The following is an 18,197-nucleotide window of genomic DNA, read 5'->3' as shown; positions in this document are numbered from 1 at the left end:
CCGTTTGTCTCGCGTCCGAGTGGTCGAGACTTGCGCCTTCGGCGCATGCGCTTCGACCACTCGGACGCGAGACGGGCCGCGAACGGGCGCTCGTAAGACTCGCGCCGTGGGTGGGCCCGCAGGTCCGTCAGCTCGCCTGTTTCGATAGCCTCGAGCCGGGCGCTTGTAAGAAAGACTCGCGCTTGTTCGGTTATCTCGGGGGCCGGTGGGCTTGGGTCGTCCGTGGGATTGCCGGAACGCGATGCGCGCGGGGCGGGTGAGCACCCGATGCGGTGCGTCTACGGGGGTCGGGTAGGCTGGCTCCTCGGGTTTGCTGCGGTCCGCGGTGGCGCCCTCCCGGAATTCCGGAAAATCGAGCGCGGAACTGAAAATAGGAGTGGATGCCGCATGGCGTTGACCACCGAGCAGAAGTCGGCCATTCTCAAGGAATACGGCCTGCACGAAACGGACACCGGTTCGCCCGAGGCGCAGATCGCGCTGCTTTCCAAGCGCATCTCGGACCTGACCGAGCACCTCAAGGTTCACAAGCACGACCACCACACCCGCCACGGTCTGCTGGCCCTGATCGGCCGTCGCCGTCGGCTCTCGAAGTACCTGCAGGCCAACGACATCGAGCGCTACCGCACGCTGATCGAGCGCCTCGGCCTCAGGCGGTAATCTCGGCGGCCGGGGCCGCGGGTTCGCGGCCCCCCTTTGTCTCGCGTGCGAGTGGTCGAGACTCGCGCCTTCGGCGCATGCGCTTCGACCACTCGCACGCGAGACGGGCCGCGAACGGGTCGCTCGTAAGACCCGCTCCGGGCGGGGTCGGGTGTGGTGCGGGCGGACTGAAGACTCGCAGGTCGGCGCTTTTCCTGACTTGTGTCGATGGGGCTGCGCCACGCTGCCGCCGAGGCGTTGGTAACACGGCCGACGGGGAGACGTACAATCACCCCGTTGGCTATTTGTGTATGTGGGGTTGGCTCGCCGTGGCGTTCGCGTAAACGGTCGTCGCAACGGCACGCCCCCGTACATCGACAACACAGCCGTAGGCACCCGTCGCGTGGCGTCGGTCTTCGGTAGTGGCTCCTCGGTTGTCCCGACGGGCTTCGATCGATGACCGCCTCCGCGTCGCCGCTTCCAAGGGGAAACGGCCGGGTGTGCGCGTCGCGACCAGGTGGTTGCCGCGCGTCCGTATCCGGTACGGCTGACGACAGCCGGGTCGCATTCACGAGGGTGCGCTGGACCCGGCGAGACGAGAGGTTGAGAGAAGAGAATGTCCGAAACAACTGAACGCAAGTCCACGGCCATCGAGGTCGAACCCGGTGTATTCGAATCCGTCGCCCTGATCGACAACGGCAGCTACGGCACCCGCACCGTTCGCTTCGAGACCGGCCGTCTGGCTCGCCAGGCCGCCGGATCCGTCGTCGCCTACCTGGACGACGAGACCATGCTGCTGTCGGCCACCACGGCGGGCAAGCATCCGAAAGAACAGTTCGACTTCTTCCCGCTGACGGTGGACGTCGAAGAGCGCATGTACGCCGCGGGCCGCATACCCGGCTCGTTCTTCCGTCGCGAGGGCCGCCCCTCCACCGACGCGATCCTCACCTGCCGCCTGATCGACCGTCCGCTGCGTCCGTCCTTCGTCGACGGCCTGCGCAACGAGATCCAGGTCGTGGTCACGGTCATGAGCCTCGATCCCAACGACCTGTACGACGTGGTCGCGATCAACGCCGCGTCCGCGTCCACCCAGTTCGCGGGTCTGCCGTTCTCCGGTCCGGTCGGTGGCGTCCGTGTCGCGCTGATTCCCGACCATGATGCGCACTCCGCAGGCTCCGCGCGCGGCGGCCAGTGGGTCGCGTTCCCGACCGTCGAGCAGCTCGAGGGCGCCGTGTTCGACATGGTCGTCGCGGGCCGCGTCGTCGAATCCGGCGATGTCGCGATCATGATGGTCGAGGCGGAGGCCACCGACAAGGTCATCGCGCTGATCGAGGGCGGCGCGCAGGCGCCGACCGAGGCCGTGGTGGCCGAGGGCCTCGAGGCCGCCAAGCCGTTCATCGCCAGGCTCTGCCGCGCGCAGGCCGACCTCGCCGAGCTGGCCGCCAAGCCGACCGGAGAATTCCCGCTGTTTCCGCCGTACGGCCCCGACGTGTTCGAGGCTGTGGAGGGTACGGCCAAGCGTGAGCTGAACGAAGCGCTGAGCATCGCCGACAAGCAGACGCGCGAGGCGAAGATCGATGAGATCAAACTCGAGGTGCTCTCGCGCCTCGGCGACGATTTCACAGGCCGCGAGAAGGAACTGGGCGCCGCGTTCCGCTCGGTCACCAAGAAGCTTGTGCGCCAGCGCATCCTGACCGACGGCTTCCGCATCGACGGTCGCGGTCTGGCCGATATCCGCGCGCTGTCCGCCGAGGTCGCGGTGGTTCCGCGCGCCCACGGTTCGGCGCTGTTCGAGCGTGGCGAGACCCAGATCCTCGGCGTCACCACCCTCGACATGGTGAAGATGGCGCAGCAGGTCGATTCGCTCGGCCCGGAGACCTCCAAGCGCTACATGCACCACTACAACTTCCCGCCGTACTCCACCGGTGAGACCGGTCGCGTCGGTTCGCCCAAGCGTCGCGAGATCGGTCACGGCGCGCTGGCCGAGCGGGCGCTGATGCCGGTGCTGCCGAGCCAGGAGGAGTTCCCGTACGCCATCCGTCAGGTCTCGGAGGCGTTGAGCTCCAACGGTTCCACCTCGATGGGTTCGGTCTGCGCCTCCACCCTGTCGCTGCTGAACGCCGGTGTGCCGCTCAAGGCGCCGGTCGCCGGTATCGCGATGGGTCTGGTCTCCGACACCGTGACCAACGACAAGGGCGAAGACGAGATCCGCTACGTCGCGCTGACCGACATCCTCGGCGCCGAGGACGCTTTCGGCGATATGGACTTCAAGGTCGCCGGCACCCGTGATTTCGTCACCGCGCTGCAGTTGGACACCAAGCTGGACGGCATCCCCTCGCAGGTGCTGGCCGGTGCGCTGAGCCAGGCGCACGACGCGCGCACCACCATCCTGGACGTGATGGCCGAGGCCATCGCCACCCCGGACGAGATGAGCCCGTACGCGCCGCGCGTCACCGCGATCAAGATCCCGGTCGACAAGATCGGCGAGGTCATCGGCCCCAAGGGCAAGGTGATCAACCAGATCACCGAGGAGACCGGCGCCAACATCTCCATCGAGGACGACGGCACGGTTTTCGTCGGCGCGACCGACGGCCCGTCGGCGCAGGCCGCGATCGACGCGATCAACGCCATCGCCAACCCGCAGTTGCCGAAGGTCGGCGAGCGTTTCCTCGGCACGGTCGTCAAGACCACTGCCTTCGGCGCGTTCGTCTCGCTGCTGCCCGGTCGCGACGGTCTGGTCCACATCTCGAAACTCGGCAACGGCAAGCGTGTCGCCAAGGTCGAGGACGTGGTGAACGTCGGAGACAAGCTGCGCGTCGAGATCGCCGATATCGACAATCGCGGCAAGATTTCCCTGGTGCCTGTCGACGAGACCGCGGACGAGCCTGCCGCCGCGGAAACCGTTGATGCGGGCGTCGGCGGGACCGAGTAGTACTTGTCTCTGTGACGAAGAAGAAAACGGCAACCCCTCTGCTCCACGACGAGCAGGGGGGTTCGTCACTACAGCTGCGATCCGATGATTCGGTGCGTTCCGTCGGCGAGGACACCGGGGTGCGGCGCACCGTGCTTCCCGGCGGCCTGCGGGTGGTCACCGAGCATGTGCCCGGCGTCCGTTCCGCCTCCATCGGAGTGTGGGTCGGTGTCGGTTCGCGCGATGAGGGCCCCACCGTCGCGGGTGCGGCGCATTTCCTGGAACATCTGCTGTTCAAGGCGACTCCGACGCGTTCGGCGCTCGATATCGCCGAGTCGATGGATGCGGTCGGCGGGGAGCTCAACGCGTTCACCGCGAAGGAACAGACCTGCTACTACGCCCATGTCCTCGACGAGGATCTGCCGCTGGCCGTCGATCTGGTCTCCGATGTGGTGCTCAACGGACTGTGCCGTTCGGCGGATGTGGATGTCGAACGCCAGGTGGTGCTCGAAGAGATCGCCATGCGTGACGACGATCCCGAGGATCTGGTCGGCGACGCGTTCCTGTCGGCGCTGTTCGGCGATCATCCGATCGGCCGGCCGGTGATCGGTTCGGTCGAATCCATCGAATCCATGCACGCCGGGCAATTGCGCTCGTTCCATCTGCGGCGTTACCGGCCGGATCGGATGGTCGTCGCGGTGGCGGGCAATGTCGAACACGATCACACCGTCGAGTTGGTGCACCGGGCATTCGAGAATCGGCTCGACCTGTCGGCCGAACCCGCTCGTCGGCGTGAGGGCCGGTTCCGGCCGCAGGGCGCGCCCGAATTGCAGTGGACTCATCGCGACAGCGAACAGGCGCATCTCGCCTTCGGCGTACGGGCGTTCGGCAGGCACGAGGGCGAGCGGCGCTGGCCGCTGTCGGTGCTCAACACCGTGATCGGCGGCGGGCTGAGTTCTCGCCTGTTCCAACGGATCCGGGAGGAACGAGGGTTGGCGTACTCGGTGTACTCCAGCGTCGACACCTTCGCCGACACCGGCGCGTTCTCGGTCTACATCGGTTGCCAGCCCGAGAATCTGGGCCGGGTGGCGGCACTCGCCCGCGGCGTGCTGGAGGAGGTCGCGGCCGACGGCATCACCGACGCCGAATGCGCCCGCGCCAAGGGTTCGCTGCGCGGGGGATTGGTACTTGGCCTCGAGGATTCCGCGTCCAGGATGAATCGCATCGGCCGCAGCGAACTGAGCTACGGTAACCACCGCAGTGTCTCCGACACCCTGGCACGTATCGACGCGGTGACCACCCACGAGGTGACGGCGATCGCGAAAACCCTGCTCTCCCGGCCCTTCGCGGCCTCGGTCGCGGGACCGTACCGGCGGACGCGGGAACTGCCCGCCGCGGTTCGGCGGTTGGTCGAGCACTGATCCCCCGGGCGTTCTCCCGCGGCGTTCCCGTAATACCCGTTCGCTGAAGGGGATACGGCGGGGCGCACGCGGTGGGCCGTGTTCGCGCGGTGCTGGTCACCGTGCCGCGCGCGTATCCGAGGAATGTCACCGGGGGAGTTGTGCAGCAGGTCGACGCCGTAGTCGCGCGGGCGCGCGTGGCCAGGGATGTGGGGCGGCCGGAGCAGGCGCGCGAGTTGCTCGGAGCGGCGCTCGTGCGAGCGCCGCAGGATCCGACCCTGCTGGCGGAGATCGCCGATGTCAGCTACTCGCCGCGGCGTTTCGACGATGCGCTGCGCTACGCCGGTCAGGCGATCGCGGTGGCGCCGCACCTGGCGGGTCCGCACGTCACCGCGGCCCTGACCTACGACGTGTTCTACCGCCACGACGACGCGCTACGGCACGCGCGCCTGGCGGTCCGGCTCGAACCGCACGACCTGGACGCGCTGCTCGCGCTCGCCTTCGTGATCGTGACGGTCGGCGCGGCGCTCGGGCTCGGCGTGATCGTCGTGCTGTGGCACTGGTCGCGACAGCCCGCGGCGTTCTGGGTGCTGGTCACCGTGCTGTGCGTCATCGCGCTCACGTTGCTACTGGAAACGCTGATCGCGCTGTGCGCCGATCTGCCTCGGCGGGTGCGATGGATTCCGGTGCTCGTCGCCGCCGTGCCGATCGCGGTCGTATGTGGCGGGTTGTGGTGGGGCGCGCACGAGGTGATGTCGGAACCGTTCCGCAGTGCGGAACGTCTGCCGCGTCCGAGCGTCCCGCGATTCACCCCGAAGCCGCTGCCCACGATGCCGTCGTTCCGAGTCACGGTGCCCACTACGCCGCCGCCACCTCCGGGCGATCGCTGAGGACGGACGGCGCGCACCGGGACCACGGAATTTCGCGACGTTCGATCGTCAGCGCCGAGAGCTGCCCGCCGGACAGCCGTTCGACCGGGCGTTGGTTCGCTCGGCGTTGGTTCGGTCGGTGTCGGTTCGGTGGATATCAGCCCGGTTCGCGGCGTCGATGATCGCGGGCAGCACACCGGGAAGCGCCCGGTCGAGGTCGTCGGTGCGCAGCCGCTGACAGGTCTGACCGTCGATGAGCAGCCGCTCGACGACCCCGGCCTCGCGCAGGATCTTGAAGTGATGGGTCGCGGTGGATTTGTTGATGACTTCGTAGAGCGCGGCACAACGCACGGCGGTGCCCGCATTGCTCAGTCGACGCACCATCTCCAGCCGGACAGGATCCTGTAGAGCGGCCAGGACGGTGGGTAGCGGCGCGACCGGAGGAGCTTTTTCATTAGCATCGCTCATGATCTACCTCACTCGGGAGTTTGATGACCTTCGAACCGGCTGTATGGTCGAGTCTGGTTCGATCGTCATCAAACCTACCTGATCGGAGTTGTCCATGACAGCAACTGCGGTGGTACCCGCCGAAGGGCAGACCACGCAGCGATGGGCCTACGCACTGGTGCTCGCCGCGACCGGCGTCGCCCTCGGCGTCTCCGGGGTACCCGCGCCGCTCTACGGCATCTACGAGACCCAATGGCGCCTCTCGCCGCTCACCACCACCATCGTGTTCGCGGTCTACGCGTTCGCAGCGCTCGGCGCGGTGCTGGTATCCGGCCGTATCTCCGACGTGGTCGGGCGCAAACCGGTACTGCTCGGCGCGTTCGCCACCATGATCGCCGGACTGGTCGTCTTCGTGCTCGCCGATTCGGTGCCGATGTTGTTGCTGGCCAGGGCCCTACACGGGATCGCGGTCGGCGCGACCGTGGTCTCGGGCGCGGCGGCGCTGCTGGATCTGCGCCCGCACCGGGGCGCGCGGTCGGGACAGCTCAGCGGGGTCGCGTTCAATATCGGTATGGCCGTGGCTATTCTGGGCTCCGCGCTGCTCGCGCAGTACGCGCCCTATCCGCTGCGAACGCCGTATGTGGTGGTCACGGTGCTCTGCCTGGTCATCGGAGTCGGTGTGCTGGCGCTGCGCGAACCGCACGCGGCCCGGGTGTCGGGGCCGATCCGGTTCGCCAGACCCGCTGTTCCGCAGGAGATTCGGGCTGATTTCTGGTTCTCCGCGATCGGGGTCATGGCGGCCTGGTCGGTACTGGGCGTGCTGCTGTCGCTGTACCCCTCGTTGGCCGCGCAACAGACCGGCATCCACAATCTCGTCTTCGGCGCAGCGGTCGTCGCCTCCACCGCGATCGCGGGCGCGGCGGTGCAGATCGTCGCTACGCGGGTGCCGGCTCGCTTGGCCGCGATCGTGGGCGATACCGGCATGGCTGTCGCATTGCTGCTCACGATTCCGGCGCTCGGCACCCACAACGGCTTCGTGGTGCTGGCCGCGGGTGTCGTCCTCGGCGCGACCTTCGGCCTGGGGTTCGGCGGCTCACTGCGCCACCTGTCGGATGTGGTTCCACACCACAAGCGGGGCGAGACGATGTCGGCCTACTACCTGCTGGCGTACACGGCCATGGCGTTGCCGACGATTCTCGCTGGCTGGGCGGCGACCACCTGGGGGCTGCGGACGGTATTCCCCTGGTTCGTCGGCGTGGTGGCACTCGCCTGCCTGATCGCGGCCGGACTCGGGCTGCGACGCGATCGGCGGGTCGCACCGGCGGACGACCCGCGAGCCGGCGTCTGATCAGCGGTCCGAGATCGTCACTTCGACGGTGTCGGCTCGCGCGTCACCCTCGCGCGGTAGCGTCGCGGGAATGAGGATTCGTGGTGCGGTTCTGGAGCGGATCGCGGCGCCCGCGCCGTTCGCCGATTCGACGCCGATCCGGATATGCGATCTGGAGCTCGGTGATCCGGGGCCCGGTGAGTTGTTGATTCGTATCGAGGCGGCCGGGCTGTGCCATTCGGATCTGTCCGTGGTGGACGGTAATCGGGTACGCCCGGTGCCGATGCTGCTCGGGCACGAGGCGGCCGGTCGGGTCGAGGCGGTCGGGCCGGGCGACAGCGATATCGCCGTCGGTCAGCGGGTCGTGATGACGTTCCTGCCGCGCTGCGGCGAATGCGCGGGCTGTGCGAGTAACGGACGTACACCGTGCGGTACTGGCAGTGTGTCGAACAATGCCGGTGAGCTGTTGAACGGCGGGAGAAGGTTACGCCGCGACGGCACACCGGTCCATCACCACCTCGGCGTATCCGCGTTCGCGACGCACGCGGTGGTCGACCGGCGCTCGGTGGTTCCCGTCGATGACGATGTGCCGCCGGAGGTGGCGGCGGTCCTCGGCTGCGCGGTGCTCACCGGAGGTGGGGCCCTGCTGAATTCGGCGTCGCCCGGCCCCGGTGACCGGGTGATGGTGGTCGGGCTCGGCGGAGTCGGGATGGCGGCGGTGCTGGTCGGCGTCTCACTCGGCGGTGAGGTGATCGCCGTCGACACCGTGCCCGAAAAGCTCGCGCTGGCAAAGGAACTCGGCGCGACCGCCGCCTACACCCCGGCGGAACTCGCCGAGCGCGGCGTGCAGGCGGAGATCGTCGTCGAGGCCGCGGGCAATATCCGGGCCTTCGAGACCGCGGTCGCCGCGACCGCACCCGGCGGCACCACCGTCACCGTCGGCCTGCCCGCACCCGACGCGATGGCGAGTATTTCCCCGTTGGCCCTGGTCGCTCAGGGACGTTCGATCGTCGGCAGCTACCTGGGGTCGGCGGTGCCGTCGCGGGATATCCCCGAATACGTCCGCATGTGGCGCGAGGGCAGACTGCCGGTCGAGCGCCTGGTGTCCTCGCATATCGGGCTCGAGCAGATCAATCACGCCATGGACGAACTCGCCGCGGGTCACGCGTTGCGCCAGGTGATCGTCTTCGACTGAGCCGGACCGCTCGGATCGGGATCCGCCGTGTTCGTGTGCGCGCGGTGGATCACCGCGTGGCGAATCACCGCGTGGCGAATCACCGCGTGGCGAATCACCGAAGGGCGGCAGCCGAAGACGCACCGTGCCCAATTAGGCTGAGGTCACGTCAGCGAAAGAGGAGGTGCGGTGACCATTCGGGTCGGAGTGCTGGGAGCACAAGGGAAAGTCGGTCAGGCGATCTGCGCTGCGGTGCGGGCCGCGGCCGATCTGGAACTGGTCGCCACCGTCGACAAGGACGACGCGCTGGAGACGTTCGCCGAATCCGAGGCCGAGGTGGTCGTCGACTTCACCCACCCCGACGTCGTCATGGGGAACCTGCGATACCTGGTCGAACATGGCATTCACGCGGTGGTCGGCACCACCGGATTCGACGCCGATCGGCTGGACGAGGTGCGTGGTTGGCTGGCCGACCGCCCGGAGACCGGTGTGCTCATCGCGCCGAATTTCGCCATCGGGGCGGTGTTGTCCATGCGTTTCGCCGAGCAGGCGGCCCGATTCTTCGAATCGGTCGAGATCATCGAATTGCACCACCCGAACAAGGCCGATGCGCCCTCCGGCACCGCGTACCGCACCGCGGGACTGGTCGCCGAGGCGCGCAAGCGTGCCGGTGTCGGCCTCGGTCCCGATGCGACCAGTACCGAACTCGACGGGGCGAGGGGCGCCGACGTGGACGGTGTGCGGGTGCATTCGGTGCGTCTTGCCGGACTGGTCGCGCACCAGGAGGTGCTGTTCGGCACCCAGGGCGAGACGTTGACCATTCGCCACGATTCCATCGATCGCGCCTCCTTCGCCCCCGGCGTCCTGCTCGGTGTGCGCGAGATCGCGAAACGTCCAGGGCTGACCGTCGGTCTCGACCCCTTCCTGGACCTGTGATCCGGCGAATCGGCACGGTGGACCGCACCGCGCGCACCTCCTCGGCGGGGTGCGGTCGTGGCTGATCAGCGGGGCGCTGACGCCGCGGATTCGGGGCCGAACGATTCCGGCGGCAAGGGAGTCCGCGTCGTCGTCGGGATGATCGCTGCCATGGTGCTGGTCCTCGGCTTCTACTTCCTGCTGCTCGGCCGGATCGCGGTGAGCCTGATCGGTTCCGGCGGTATCGCCGCGATCGGCATCGGTATCGGCGTGCTGATCCTGCCCCTGGTCGGGGTGTGGATCGTCTCGGCCTCGGTCCGCGCCGCCCTCGACCATCAGCGATTGGCTCGCCGGGCACACGAGGAAGGTATGGAGGTCGACGTCTCGCAGCTGCCGGTCCGTCCTTCCGGGCGGATCGAACGGGCGGCGGCCGACGAGCTGTTCGATCGGATCAAGCGGGAGTGGGAGGCCGATCCCGACAACTGGCGCGTCTCCTACCGGCTGGCCCGCGCCTACGACTACGCCGGTGATCGCAGGCGCGCCCGCGACACCATGCGCCGCGCGGTCGCCCTGGAACGCCTCGAGCGTGAAGGCTAGGCGATGGCCCGGCTGCTGATCATCCACCACACGCCCTCGCCGTTCATGCAGGCGATGTTCGAGGCCGTGGTTTCCGGGGCGACGGACCCGGAGATCGAGGGCGTCGAGGTCATGCGCCGGGCCGCGCTCGCGGTGTCGCCGACCGACGTGCTGGAAGCCGACGGATTCCTGCTCGGCACCCCGGCCAACCTCGGATACATGAGCGGCGGCCTCAAGCACGCATTCGATGTCATCTACTATCCGTGCCTCGATTCGACGCGCGGGCGACCGTTCGGCCTCTACCTACACGGCAACGAAGGCACCGAGGGGGCCGAGCGGGGCGTCACCTCCATCACGACCGGGCTGGGGTGGGTGAAAGCCGCTGACTACGTGGTGGTGTCGGGCAAGCCGACCAAGAGCGACCTCGATGCCTGCTGGGAACTCGGCGCGACGGTCGCTGCTCAATTGATGGAGGGGTGAGTCGTTGGCGACGTCGCGAAGCCGCATCCGTATAGCACTGGCATCGCGGCTCGGTCGGTGGATCAGTTCGAGGTCGATACAGCGGAACTTCCGTTGTCCGGCGGTGGATGGTTGAAGCCCGCGACGAGCACACAAATGTCCGCAGTGACGGCATCGGCGAAGGACCGGCTCCCGTACGCGCCCGTCGCCCAGTGCCGCGCGCCTTCGGTGATCAGGATCTGCGCTAAGCGTGACAGGTGGCCGATTTCGACGTGACCTGCGATTTTGCCGTCTTCCTTGGCCTTGGTGAACAGATTGTGGAGCAGTCCGTCCTCGGGACTGATCGTGTCCGGGCGCTGGCGCCGATATCCTTCCAGGACGGTCTCGACGATCAGCTCGGGCGGATTGCGCGACATCGATCGGCCCAGGGAGTCGAGTGCCTCGAAGATGACCGATTCCAGCTCGTAGGGAACCTCGACCAGTGCTCGAACGTGCTGGCGAGTCGTGTGGGTGGACAACACTCCGACTTCGAACAGCAGATCTTCCTTGCCGGGGAAATAGAAGTAGAACAACGCACGGGAGACGCCTGCGGCTTTGCAGATGTCGGCGACCGTGGTCGAGGCGTATCCGTTCGTGCGCCACAGCGCCAGGGCGGCCTGGGCGAGTGCTGCTTTGGTTTCGCGTGACCCTGCCCGCTGGTATGACACTCGGCGCTGACGTTTGTCAGTACCGGATACCTTCGCAGGCTTGGTCATAGATGAACTGTAACAGTGCTTTACCAAGCATCATCCGGCTTGGTTAGTTGTTGACGCGTGTATAACTAATGACTTAGCTTCGTCGGTGTGGCCGCCGATCGGGCTCGTGCGGTACCACCTACTGCCGCGGCCGGGTACCGGCCTCGCGGCCGACACCAGGAAGCGAGTATCCGATATGGACGACATCGAAGCGATCAAACAGCTGAAGGCCCGTTACTGTCGTTTGCTGGATACCAAGGATTGGTCGGGCATGCGTCACGTATTCGCCGACGATGTCGTGATCGACGCCACCGGATCCGGCGGTAGCCGCATCACCGGCGGGGACACCTTCATCGACTATCTGAGCACCCAACTCGCCGATTACCTCACCGTGCACCACTGCCATACCCCGGAGATCACCCTCGACGCGGCCACCACGGCCACCGGAATCTGGGCTATGGAAGACCGGGTTCGATTTGCCGACGGCCGAGAATTGACCGGCTTCGGTCACTACCACGAAACATACGAAAAGGCCGACGGCACTTGGCGTATCAAGTCCTCGGCGCTGACCCGCCTCCGGATGGACATCACCGAACCCACCGCCGGACCACAGCATTGACCACCGGCCGCGCATCTGGACCGCGAGGCCCTACAACGACAGCGCGGCCCCCAGCGGATATCGCCGAGGGCCGCCAGGCGCGTTCGGCGGTCAGCAGCCGGTAGTGGATGTTGCACCTCGGCAGCAGCGGAGGCACACCGAAGCGAAGATCCTCCAGAACAACCCGCCAGTTGCGATCGTCGCCGTGTCGCTTATGCCGTGAGAGCGCTCGGCGGCGATACTCCGGCGAACACCCCCGATTTCTGGTGTCTGACCATCGACCGCGCCTGCCCGTCATACTGCGAGATGACGTTGGAGCGGTGGGCTGTGGATCGAGTTGCTCTGGATGGGAGTGCCGAGGTGATGTTGGCCGAAGGGGGCGAGCGCGCACCGCGACGGATCGGGCTGGTCGAAGACCACGAATCCGTCGCGATCGGACTGGCCGCGATGCTGTCGCCGGAACCGGATCTGGATCTGGTGCTGACCGCGGGAACCGTGCCGGAGTTGCTGGCCGCGGTCGAATCCGGTGTGGCCACACCGGATCTGGTGGTGCTGGATCTGCGGCTGGCCGACGGGTCATCGCCGGAGGACAACGTGCGGGCGCTGCGGGCGCGCGGTGTCGAGGTGCTGGTTTTCACCGGCGCGGACAATGCCTTCCTGGTCCGCGCCGCCGCCCGCGCCGGGGTGCTCGGCGTGGTGCGCAAATCCGAGGATGTCGTGACGGTGGTCGAGGCCGTGCGCCGCGCCGCTTCCGGCGAACAGGTGGTCACCACCGATTGGGCCGCCGCCATCGATGGCGATCCGCAGCTGTCCGACGTGGGCCTGAGCCCGCGTCAGGAGGAGGTGCTGACCCTGTACGCCTCCGGCGAGAAGGCCTCGAGGGTGGCGCGACTGACCGGATTGTCGGAGCAGACGGTCAACGACTACCTCGGACGCATCCGGCAGAAATACGCTGACGCCGGTCGGCCCGCACCCACCAAAACCGACCTCTACAAGCGGGCCGTCGAGGACGGGTGGCTACCGGTTCCCGAGCGGCACCCGCGCGGATGACGGTGATCGGCACGCTGGACACCGCGGTCGCGCCGAGTGCGGCCTCGGCCGATCCGGTGCCGGTCGCACGGTGGCGGCGTTACGTCGCGGTGTTGGACCGCACCAAGAACGAGGCCGCCGCGGACCGGATTCTGCGCAGGCTCGGATCGACGTTCGGGCTGGCGGGTGTGATCGCCGGGGTGGTCGAGATTCCCGAGATCATCGATCAGAGCCTGTACACGCCGATCGGATGGACGATCGTGATCGCGGCGCTGGCGTTCGGCCTTTTCCCGGTGCTCGCCGTGGTCTCGATCGGGATGAGCAGAGCCGCGATCCAGGCCGTCGCCGCGGGCGCGGCGGTGAGTTACCTGCTCGCCGTGGCGCTCGCGCCCCTCGTCTATCGAGAAATGCCGACCCACACCACGTCGTTGTGGCTGTACCGGGTTTTCGCGCTCGGTGTGCTCGCCGCCGCACTGGCGTGGCGTCCGCCGCCCGCCATCGGTTACGTGGTCGTGGGTTCGGTGGTCGCCGCCGTGGCCAACCGGGTTGTTCTCCCGCAGGGTGACTACTGGTCGCTGTTCGGCGATTTCGCCAGGGCGGCGGGTCTGTGCGCGTTGTTCCTGTGGTGCGCGATCTACGCCAGGGCGGCGGCGGCGCGCGTGGACAGGGAGTCCGCGATCGCCGGCAGTAGAGCGGCGACCGCGGCGGGCGCGGCGGCCAGGGATCGGGAACGCGCGCGTTTCGCCGCACTCATCCACGACGCGGTGCTGTCGACGCTGCTCGACGCCTCCCGCGCGGGCACCGAATCGCCGGTATTGCGCAGACAGGCCGAGCGCACGCTGACCCAACTCGACGCGGCGCGCGGCACCGATATCGAACCGGATCTGCTCAATGCCCAGTCGGCCATTCACTTCCTGCGCGCCGCGGTGCACGAGGTGAATCCCGGTATCGGATTCACCGCGCGACGCTGGGCGGGTTTCGACGATCTGCGACTGCCGGTGCACGCGGCGGGCAGTATCGCCGCCGCGCTGGCCGAGACGGTGCGCAACAGTCTGCGCCACGCCACTGTCCCGGGCCGGGCGGTGCAGCGCGGCGTCACGGTGACCGTCAGCGCGGGCGGTATCCGCGTGGCGTTCCGTGACGACGGCGCGGGTTTCGATCTGAGCCGGGTGCCCGCCGATCGGCTCGGCATCTCGGTGAGCATTCTCGGCCGGATGCGGCAATTGGCGGGCGGTGCGGGTTTCGTCGAGTCGAGTCCGGGGGAGGGCACGACGGTGACCCTGGTGTGGGGTGGCGATGGCTGATACCGATACCGATTTCGGGCTGCGGGATCTGCTCGGGCTGCGGGATCGGGCGGCATGGTTGTTCCTGATCGTGCTCGAGGTGACGATCGTGCTGTACATGATCCGCAACTTCGAGGTCGCGCCGTTTCCCGCCGCCGCGACCGCGCTCGTGCTGTTGACCGCGGCCGGGGTGCTCGTCCTGGTGATTCCGGTCGATCCGCTGCCGCTGCCCGCGACGGTTTTCGTCGCGGCGTCGGGTCCGGTGGCGACGATTCTGACCACCCTCGACATCGAGACGGGGTGGGCCGAACCGGTGTGGACCGCCTTCGCCTCCTCCTACGTGCTCGCCGTACTCGTGTTGCGGGGGCGGCTGGGGGCGGCTTGGCTGGGTGTCGCGGGAATCGCGGTGGTGGTCGGCGCGGTCGGGCTCGCCGCCGGATTGCGGGTCGGTGTTATCGCCGGATCGGTCGTTCCCGTGGCGACCGTCGCGGGGGTTTCGGTGTGCGCGGCCATCATGCGACCCACCCAGCGTTCGCTGCGGCTGTTGCGCGAGGAGGCGACCCTGCGGGCGGCTGCCGAGGCGACCATGGCCGCGGAGAACGGGGAGCGGGACCGCCAACTGGCCCGACTGGACAAGCTCGCGCGGCCGATTCTGGAGCGTATCGCCGACGGCGTCGAGCTGACCGCGTCCGAGCGCGAACAGTGCCGGCTGCTCGAGGCCGAATTGCGCGACGGATTGCGCGCTCCGCAACTGGTCACCGATGAACTGAGCGGTGCGGCCCGCGGCGCTCGTTCGCGCGGGGTCGAGGTGGTGCTGCTAGACGACGGCGGTTTCGCCGGGGTTCCGCGCTGGGTGCGGCAGCGGGTGATCGAGGCGGCGACGCGGGAATTGGACGCGGCGAATACCGGCTCGGTGACGGTGCGAGTGCTGCCGATGGGCCGCCGTATTCTCGCGACCGTGCTGGCGAACGCCCCCGAGGCGGATCGAAGGACCGAAATCGACGCCGCGGGTGAGGTATCCGTCACAACCTGACCCGATCGCCTCCGACGGCTGACGGATCGGTTCGTGTCGGACCCCCGTGGCATCCTTCGGGGATGCGGAAGATGACTGCGGCGGCCGCGCGCCGGACAGCGGTGGCGGCCCAGGGTTTCGGCAGGCGCAAGCCGTCGGTCGCCAGTCGCAGGTCGGTACTCGATGTCCTCGCCAGAACCCAGGTGCTGCAACTGGATTCGGTATCGGCGGTGGTGCGCGCGCATTACGCGCCGGTCTTCGCCCGGATCGGCGCCTACGATCGCACGTTGCTGGACGAGGCCGCCTGGCCGCAGGGTTCGCGGCCACGGCGGCTCGTCGAATACTGGGCACACGAGGCGGCGCTGCTTCCGGTGGCGGATTGGCCGCTGCTGCGCTGGCGGATGGAACGGTACCGCAGCGGACGCTGGGCCTCGGCGCGCAGTGTGGTCGACCGAAATCCCACCCTCGGCAAGGATATTCTCGAGGTCATCGCCGAGGTGGGCCCGTCGACGGCGAGCGAGGTGGAGCGCCACCTCGAACTGGACAAGCCGCGCGCCAAAGGCTCCTGGTGGAATCTCAGCGATACCAAGCTGATCTGCGAACAACTTTTCGCCGCGGGGGAGCTCTCGGTGCCCAAACGGGTCGGCTTCGCGCGGCACTACGACCTGACCGAACGTGTTATCCCCCCGGATATCGCGGCGCGCGAGATCGCCGAACCGGACGCTGTGCGCGAACTCATCCGGCGCGCCGCCACCGCCCACGGCATCGGCACCGAATCCGATCTGCGCGACTACTACCGCCTGCATCGCTCCCAGAGCACACCGGCGATCGCGGAACTGGTCGCCGAGGGTGAACTGGAACAGGTCGAGGTCGCGGGGTGGGACAAACCCGCGTATCTGCGCGTCGGCGCCGCGACCCCGCGCAAGGTCGAGGGCGCGGCCCTGCTGTGCCCCTTCGACCCGCTGGTCTTCTACCGCCCCCGCATCGAACGGATCTTCGACTTCCACTACCGCATCGAGATCTACACCCCGGAACACAAACGGGTGCACGGGTACTACGTCTTCCCCTTCCTGCTCGACGGCGAACTCGTCGGTCGCGTCGACCTGCGCGCCGAACGCGCGACCGGCCGTCTGCTGGTGCCGGCGGCCTTCGCGGAGCCGGGCCGCGACACGTTGGAAACCGCTGCCGCGCTGAAGAATTCGCTGCGGGAGATGGCGGACTGGCTCGAATTGGACGAAGTCGTCATCGGCGAGAAGGGTGACCTCGCGCCACTACTCCGACCGGCGCCGGGCAGGTGACCGCTCAGATGTCGCGCTTGGGTCCGTACCCGCGCATCTGGTCCTTGAGCGCGGCGGAGGCGGCGGTGGACAGCCAGGAGTTCAGCGACATCCCGCTCTGCGCCGCCGCCTCCTCCGCCTTGGCCTTCAGTTGTTCGACCATGCGCAGGGTGACGCGGCTGATATCGCCGGTCATCTCCTCGAAGGACATGTGCTCCTCTCCCGCGCGCGGCGGGTTCTTGCGCACGTCGACGGTCGCGTCGGTGCCGTCCACCGAGACGTGCACGGTGCGGTCACCGAGTGCGGCGCTGACCTCCGCGGCGAGGTCGGACAGGGCCGCGAGCAGGGCCAGTCGCGCCGAACTTTCCGTCGCCGCCGCCAGTGCCGCGGCTGTGGCCTGGGTTTTCTCATCGCCGAGCGCGGCGGCGGCGATGAGATCCTCGCGGAGGCGGGTGGTGTACTTGTTCAAGTCCATGACACCATAGTGATGTCAATGATGATGTCACGCAAGGTGCGGATTGATGTCAGCGCGCGCCGGGTGGGAGACGGATCACGTGCGCTCGCCGACCGATCGGCGGACTTGGGTGTCGAGGGCGCTCATCAGAGCGGGTAGCCTTTCTGACCATGACGAACGGTGAATCGACGCCAACGGAGCTGCGTGCGTCCGGCACGGTAGGTGTCGCGATGGTGACCCCCTTCAGCGCCGACGGCAAGCTCGACGTCGATGCCGGGGTGGCCCTGGCCGCCCGCCTGGTCGATCGCGGTGTCGACCTGCTCGCGATTTCCGGAACCACGGGGGAATCGCCGACGACCACCGAATCGGAGAAGGCCGACCTGCTGCGCGCCGTCGTCGACGCCGTCGGTGACCGCGCCACCGTCATCGCGGGCGCGGGCACCTATGACACGGCCCATTCCATCGAACTCGCGCGCAGCGCGCAGCGGGCGGGCGCCCACGGCCTGCTCGTGGTCACCCCGTACTACTCGCGGCCAACCCAGGCAGGGTTGATCGCGCATTTCACCGCGGTCGCCGACGCCACCGACCTGCCGGTCACGCTCTACGACATTCCACCGAGATCGATGGTGCCCATCGCGCCGGACACCATCCGTGTGCTCGCCGAGCATCCGCGCATCGTCGCGGTCAAGGACGCCAAGGGCGATCTGAACCAGGGCGCCGATCTGATCGCGAGCACCGGCCTGGCCTTCTACTCCGGTGACGACTGCCTGAATCTGCCCTGGCTTTCGGTCGGCGCGGTCGGATTCATCAGTGTCATCGGACATCTGGTTCCCGAGCGGCTGCGTGAACTCCTCGAGGCCTACCAGTCCGGTGACGTGGAACGCGCCCGTCGAATCAACGCGAGCCTGATTCCGCTCAATGCCGCGATGGCGGGACTCGGCGGCGTCGCGATGAGCAAGGGCGGCCTGCGCCTGCTCGGAGTCGATGTGGGCGAACCGCGGCTGCCACAGTTGATGCCGAACGCCGAGCAACTCGAATTGCTCGCCGCCGATCTGCGGCTGGCGGGGGTGCTCTCGTGAGCGAACCGGCCACCGAC

General features: G+C 67.9%; 18 protein-coding genes. 15 read left to right on the top strand and 3 right to left on the bottom strand.

The window, feature by feature from the left end; all coding sequences use genetic code 11:
- The first annotated feature begins 387 nt into the window (after positions 1 to 387).
- The 4 genes from rpsO to ABZS43_RS14840 all read left to right on the top strand — a co-directional run bounded on the left by rpsO (position 388) and on the right by ABZS43_RS14840 (position 5,837).
- Positions 388 to 657, top strand: coding sequence for a 30S ribosomal protein S15 (rpsO, locus tag ABZS43_RS14855; RefSeq protein WP_355036392.1), 270 nt, complete (start codon positions 388 to 390; stop codon positions 655 to 657).
- Between the two features lie 595 nt (positions 658 to 1,252).
- Positions 1,253 to 3,568, top strand: a complete 2,316-nt coding sequence (locus ABZS43_RS14850) for a polyribonucleotide nucleotidyltransferase (RefSeq protein WP_355036391.1) — start codon at positions 1,253 to 1,255, stop codon at positions 3,566 to 3,568.
- A 74-nt stretch (positions 3,569 to 3,642) separates the two neighbouring features.
- Positions 3,643 to 4,968 (top strand): pitrilysin family protein, encoded by a 1,326-nt coding sequence (locus ABZS43_RS14845; RefSeq protein ID WP_355036419.1) that lies wholly within the window; start codon positions 3,643 to 3,645, stop codon positions 4,966 to 4,968.
- Positions 4,969 to 5,039: 71 nt separating this feature from the next.
- Positions 5,040 to 5,837: a hypothetical protein gene (locus ABZS43_RS14840; RefSeq protein ID WP_355036390.1), complete on the top strand. Its 798-nt coding sequence runs from the start codon at positions 5,040 to 5,042 to the stop codon at positions 5,835 to 5,837.
- 48 nt (positions 5,838 to 5,885) lie between these two features.
- On the opposite strand, the gene ABZS43_RS14835 is transcribed toward ABZS43_RS14840, so the two are convergent.
- Positions 5,886 to 6,284: a helix-turn-helix domain-containing protein gene (locus tag ABZS43_RS14835; protein ID WP_355036389.1), complete on the bottom strand. Its 399-nt coding sequence runs from the start codon at positions 6,282 to 6,284 to the stop codon at positions 5,886 to 5,888.
- A 94-nt stretch (positions 6,285 to 6,378) separates the two neighbouring features.
- On the opposite strand from ABZS43_RS14835, the gene ABZS43_RS14830 reads away from it, so the two are divergent.
- The 5 genes from ABZS43_RS14830 (at position 6,379) to ABZS43_RS14810 (ending at position 10,735) form a co-directional block, all read left to right on the top strand.
- A complete protein-coding gene (locus ABZS43_RS14830) occupies positions 6,379 to 7,611 on the top strand; it encodes an MFS transporter (protein ID WP_355036388.1) in 1,233 nt (410 codons plus the stop codon).
- A 70-nt stretch (positions 7,612 to 7,681) separates the two neighbouring features.
- On the top strand, positions 7,682 to 8,785 hold the full coding sequence (locus ABZS43_RS14825; protein ID WP_355036387.1) for an alcohol dehydrogenase catalytic domain-containing protein: 1,104 nt from the start codon (positions 7,682 to 7,684) through the stop codon (positions 8,783 to 8,785).
- A gap of 168 nt (positions 8,786 to 8,953) precedes the next feature.
- Positions 8,954 to 9,700, top strand: coding sequence for a 4-hydroxy-tetrahydrodipicolinate reductase (dapB, locus tag ABZS43_RS14820; protein WP_355036386.1), 747 nt, complete (start codon positions 8,954 to 8,956; stop codon positions 9,698 to 9,700).
- A gap of 138 nt (positions 9,701 to 9,838) precedes the next feature.
- Positions 9,839 to 10,276 (top strand): hypothetical protein, encoded by a 438-nt coding sequence (locus ABZS43_RS14815; RefSeq protein WP_355036418.1) that lies wholly within the window; start codon positions 9,839 to 9,841, stop codon positions 10,274 to 10,276.
- Between the two features lie 3 nt (positions 10,277 to 10,279).
- Complete coding sequence (locus tag ABZS43_RS14810; protein WP_355036385.1) at positions 10,280 to 10,735, top strand: flavodoxin family protein; 456 nt, start codon at positions 10,280 to 10,282, stop codon at positions 10,733 to 10,735.
- A gap of 62 nt (positions 10,736 to 10,797) precedes the next feature.
- Here ABZS43_RS14810 and ABZS43_RS14805 read toward each other — a convergent pair whose 3' ends face one another.
- Positions 10,798 to 11,469: a TetR/AcrR family transcriptional regulator gene (locus tag ABZS43_RS14805; protein WP_355036384.1), complete on the bottom strand. Its 672-nt coding sequence runs from the start codon at positions 11,467 to 11,469 to the stop codon at positions 10,798 to 10,800.
- Between the two features lie 175 nt (positions 11,470 to 11,644).
- On the opposite strand from ABZS43_RS14805, the gene ABZS43_RS14800 reads away from it, so the two are divergent.
- The 5 genes from ABZS43_RS14800 to ABZS43_RS14780 all read left to right on the top strand — a co-directional run bounded on the left by ABZS43_RS14800 (position 11,645) and on the right by ABZS43_RS14780 (position 16,668).
- Entirely contained in the window at positions 11,645 to 12,067 is a 423-nt protein-coding gene (locus ABZS43_RS14800; protein ID WP_355036383.1) for a nuclear transport factor 2 family protein, read from the top strand.
- A gap of 342 nt (positions 12,068 to 12,409) precedes the next feature.
- Positions 12,410 to 13,096, top strand: a complete 687-nt coding sequence (locus ABZS43_RS14795; protein ID WP_355036417.1) for a response regulator transcription factor — start codon at positions 12,410 to 12,412, stop codon at positions 13,094 to 13,096.
- Entirely contained in the window at positions 13,060 to 14,379 is a 1,320-nt protein-coding gene (locus ABZS43_RS14790) for an ATP-binding protein (RefSeq protein WP_355036382.1), read from the top strand. Before ABZS43_RS14795 ends, ABZS43_RS14790 begins: the two co-directional genes overlap by 37 nt.
- Positions 14,372 to 15,391 carry a hypothetical protein gene (locus tag ABZS43_RS14785; protein ID WP_355036381.1) on the top strand — a complete coding sequence of 340 codons (1,020 nt, stop codon included), beginning with the start codon at positions 14,372 to 14,374 and terminating at the stop codon, positions 15,389 to 15,391. Before ABZS43_RS14790 ends, ABZS43_RS14785 begins: the two co-directional genes overlap by 8 nt.
- A 62-nt stretch (positions 15,392 to 15,453) precedes the next feature.
- Positions 15,454 to 16,668, top strand: a complete 1,215-nt coding sequence (locus tag ABZS43_RS14780; RefSeq protein ID WP_355036380.1) for a crosslink repair DNA glycosylase YcaQ family protein — start codon at positions 15,454 to 15,456, stop codon at positions 16,666 to 16,668.
- Positions 16,669 to 16,672: 4 nt separating this feature from the next.
- On the opposite strand, the gene ABZS43_RS14775 is transcribed toward ABZS43_RS14780, so the two are convergent.
- Positions 16,673 to 17,122, bottom strand: coding sequence for a hypothetical protein (locus ABZS43_RS14775; RefSeq protein ID WP_355036379.1), 450 nt, complete (start codon positions 17,120 to 17,122; stop codon positions 16,673 to 16,675).
- Between the two features lie 149 nt (positions 17,123 to 17,271).
- On the opposite strand from ABZS43_RS14775, the gene dapA reads away from it, so the two are divergent.
- Positions 17,272 to 18,180, top strand: a complete 909-nt coding sequence (gene dapA / locus ABZS43_RS14770; protein ID WP_355036378.1) for a 4-hydroxy-tetrahydrodipicolinate synthase — start codon at positions 17,272 to 17,274, stop codon at positions 18,178 to 18,180.
- Positions 18,181 to 18,197: the final 17 nt, after the last annotated feature.

The sequence above is a fragment of the Nocardia sp. NPDC005366 genome (assembly GCF_040606855.1).
In the GTDB taxonomy this organism is placed as follows: domain Bacteria; phylum Actinomycetota; class Actinomycetes; order Mycobacteriales; family Mycobacteriaceae; genus Nocardia.
This window is presented reverse-complemented; position numbering and strand designations above follow the sequence as displayed.

Bases quoted from the DNA above. Each gene is read 5' to 3' on its own strand.
- rpsO (WP_355036392.1), top strand. From the start codon at position 388: ATGGCGTTGACCACCGAGCAGAAGTCGGCCATTCTCAAGGAATACGGC.
- ABZS43_RS14850 (WP_355036391.1), top strand. From the start codon at position 1,253: ATGTCCGAAACAACTGAACGCAAGTCCACGGCCATCGAGGTCGAACCC.
- ABZS43_RS14835 (WP_355036389.1), bottom strand. From the start codon at position 6,284: ATGAGCGATGCTAATGAAAAAGCTCCTCCGGTCGCGCCGCTACCCACC.
- ABZS43_RS14830 (WP_355036388.1), top strand. From the start codon at position 6,379: ATGACAGCAACTGCGGTGGTACCCGCCGAAGGGCAGACCACGCAGCGA.
- ABZS43_RS14825 (WP_355036387.1), top strand. From the start codon at position 7,682: ATGAGGATTCGTGGTGCGGTTCTGGAGCGGATCGCGGCGCCCGCGCCG.
- ABZS43_RS14815 (WP_355036418.1), top strand. From the start codon at position 9,839: ATGATCGCTGCCATGGTGCTGGTCCTCGGCTTCTACTTCCTGCTGCTC.
- ABZS43_RS14810 (WP_355036385.1), top strand. From the start codon at position 10,280: ATGGCCCGGCTGCTGATCATCCACCACACGCCCTCGCCGTTCATGCAG.
- ABZS43_RS14805 (WP_355036384.1), bottom strand. From the start codon at position 11,469: ATGACCAAGCCTGCGAAGGTATCCGGTACTGACAAACGTCAGCGCCGA.
- ABZS43_RS14800 (WP_355036383.1), top strand. From the start codon at position 11,645: ATGGACGACATCGAAGCGATCAAACAGCTGAAGGCCCGTTACTGTCGT.
- ABZS43_RS14795 (WP_355036417.1), top strand. From the start codon at position 12,410: ATGTTGGCCGAAGGGGGCGAGCGCGCACCGCGACGGATCGGGCTGGTC.
- ABZS43_RS14785 (WP_355036381.1), top strand. From the start codon at position 14,372: ATGGCTGATACCGATACCGATTTCGGGCTGCGGGATCTGCTCGGGCTG.
- ABZS43_RS14780 (WP_355036380.1), top strand. From the start codon at position 15,454: ATGCGGAAGATGACTGCGGCGGCCGCGCGCCGGACAGCGGTGGCGGCC.
- ABZS43_RS14775 (WP_355036379.1), bottom strand. From the start codon at position 17,122: ATGGACTTGAACAAGTACACCACCCGCCTCCGCGAGGATCTCATCGCC.
- dapA (WP_355036378.1), top strand. From the start codon at position 17,272: ATGACGAACGGTGAATCGACGCCAACGGAGCTGCGTGCGTCCGGCACG.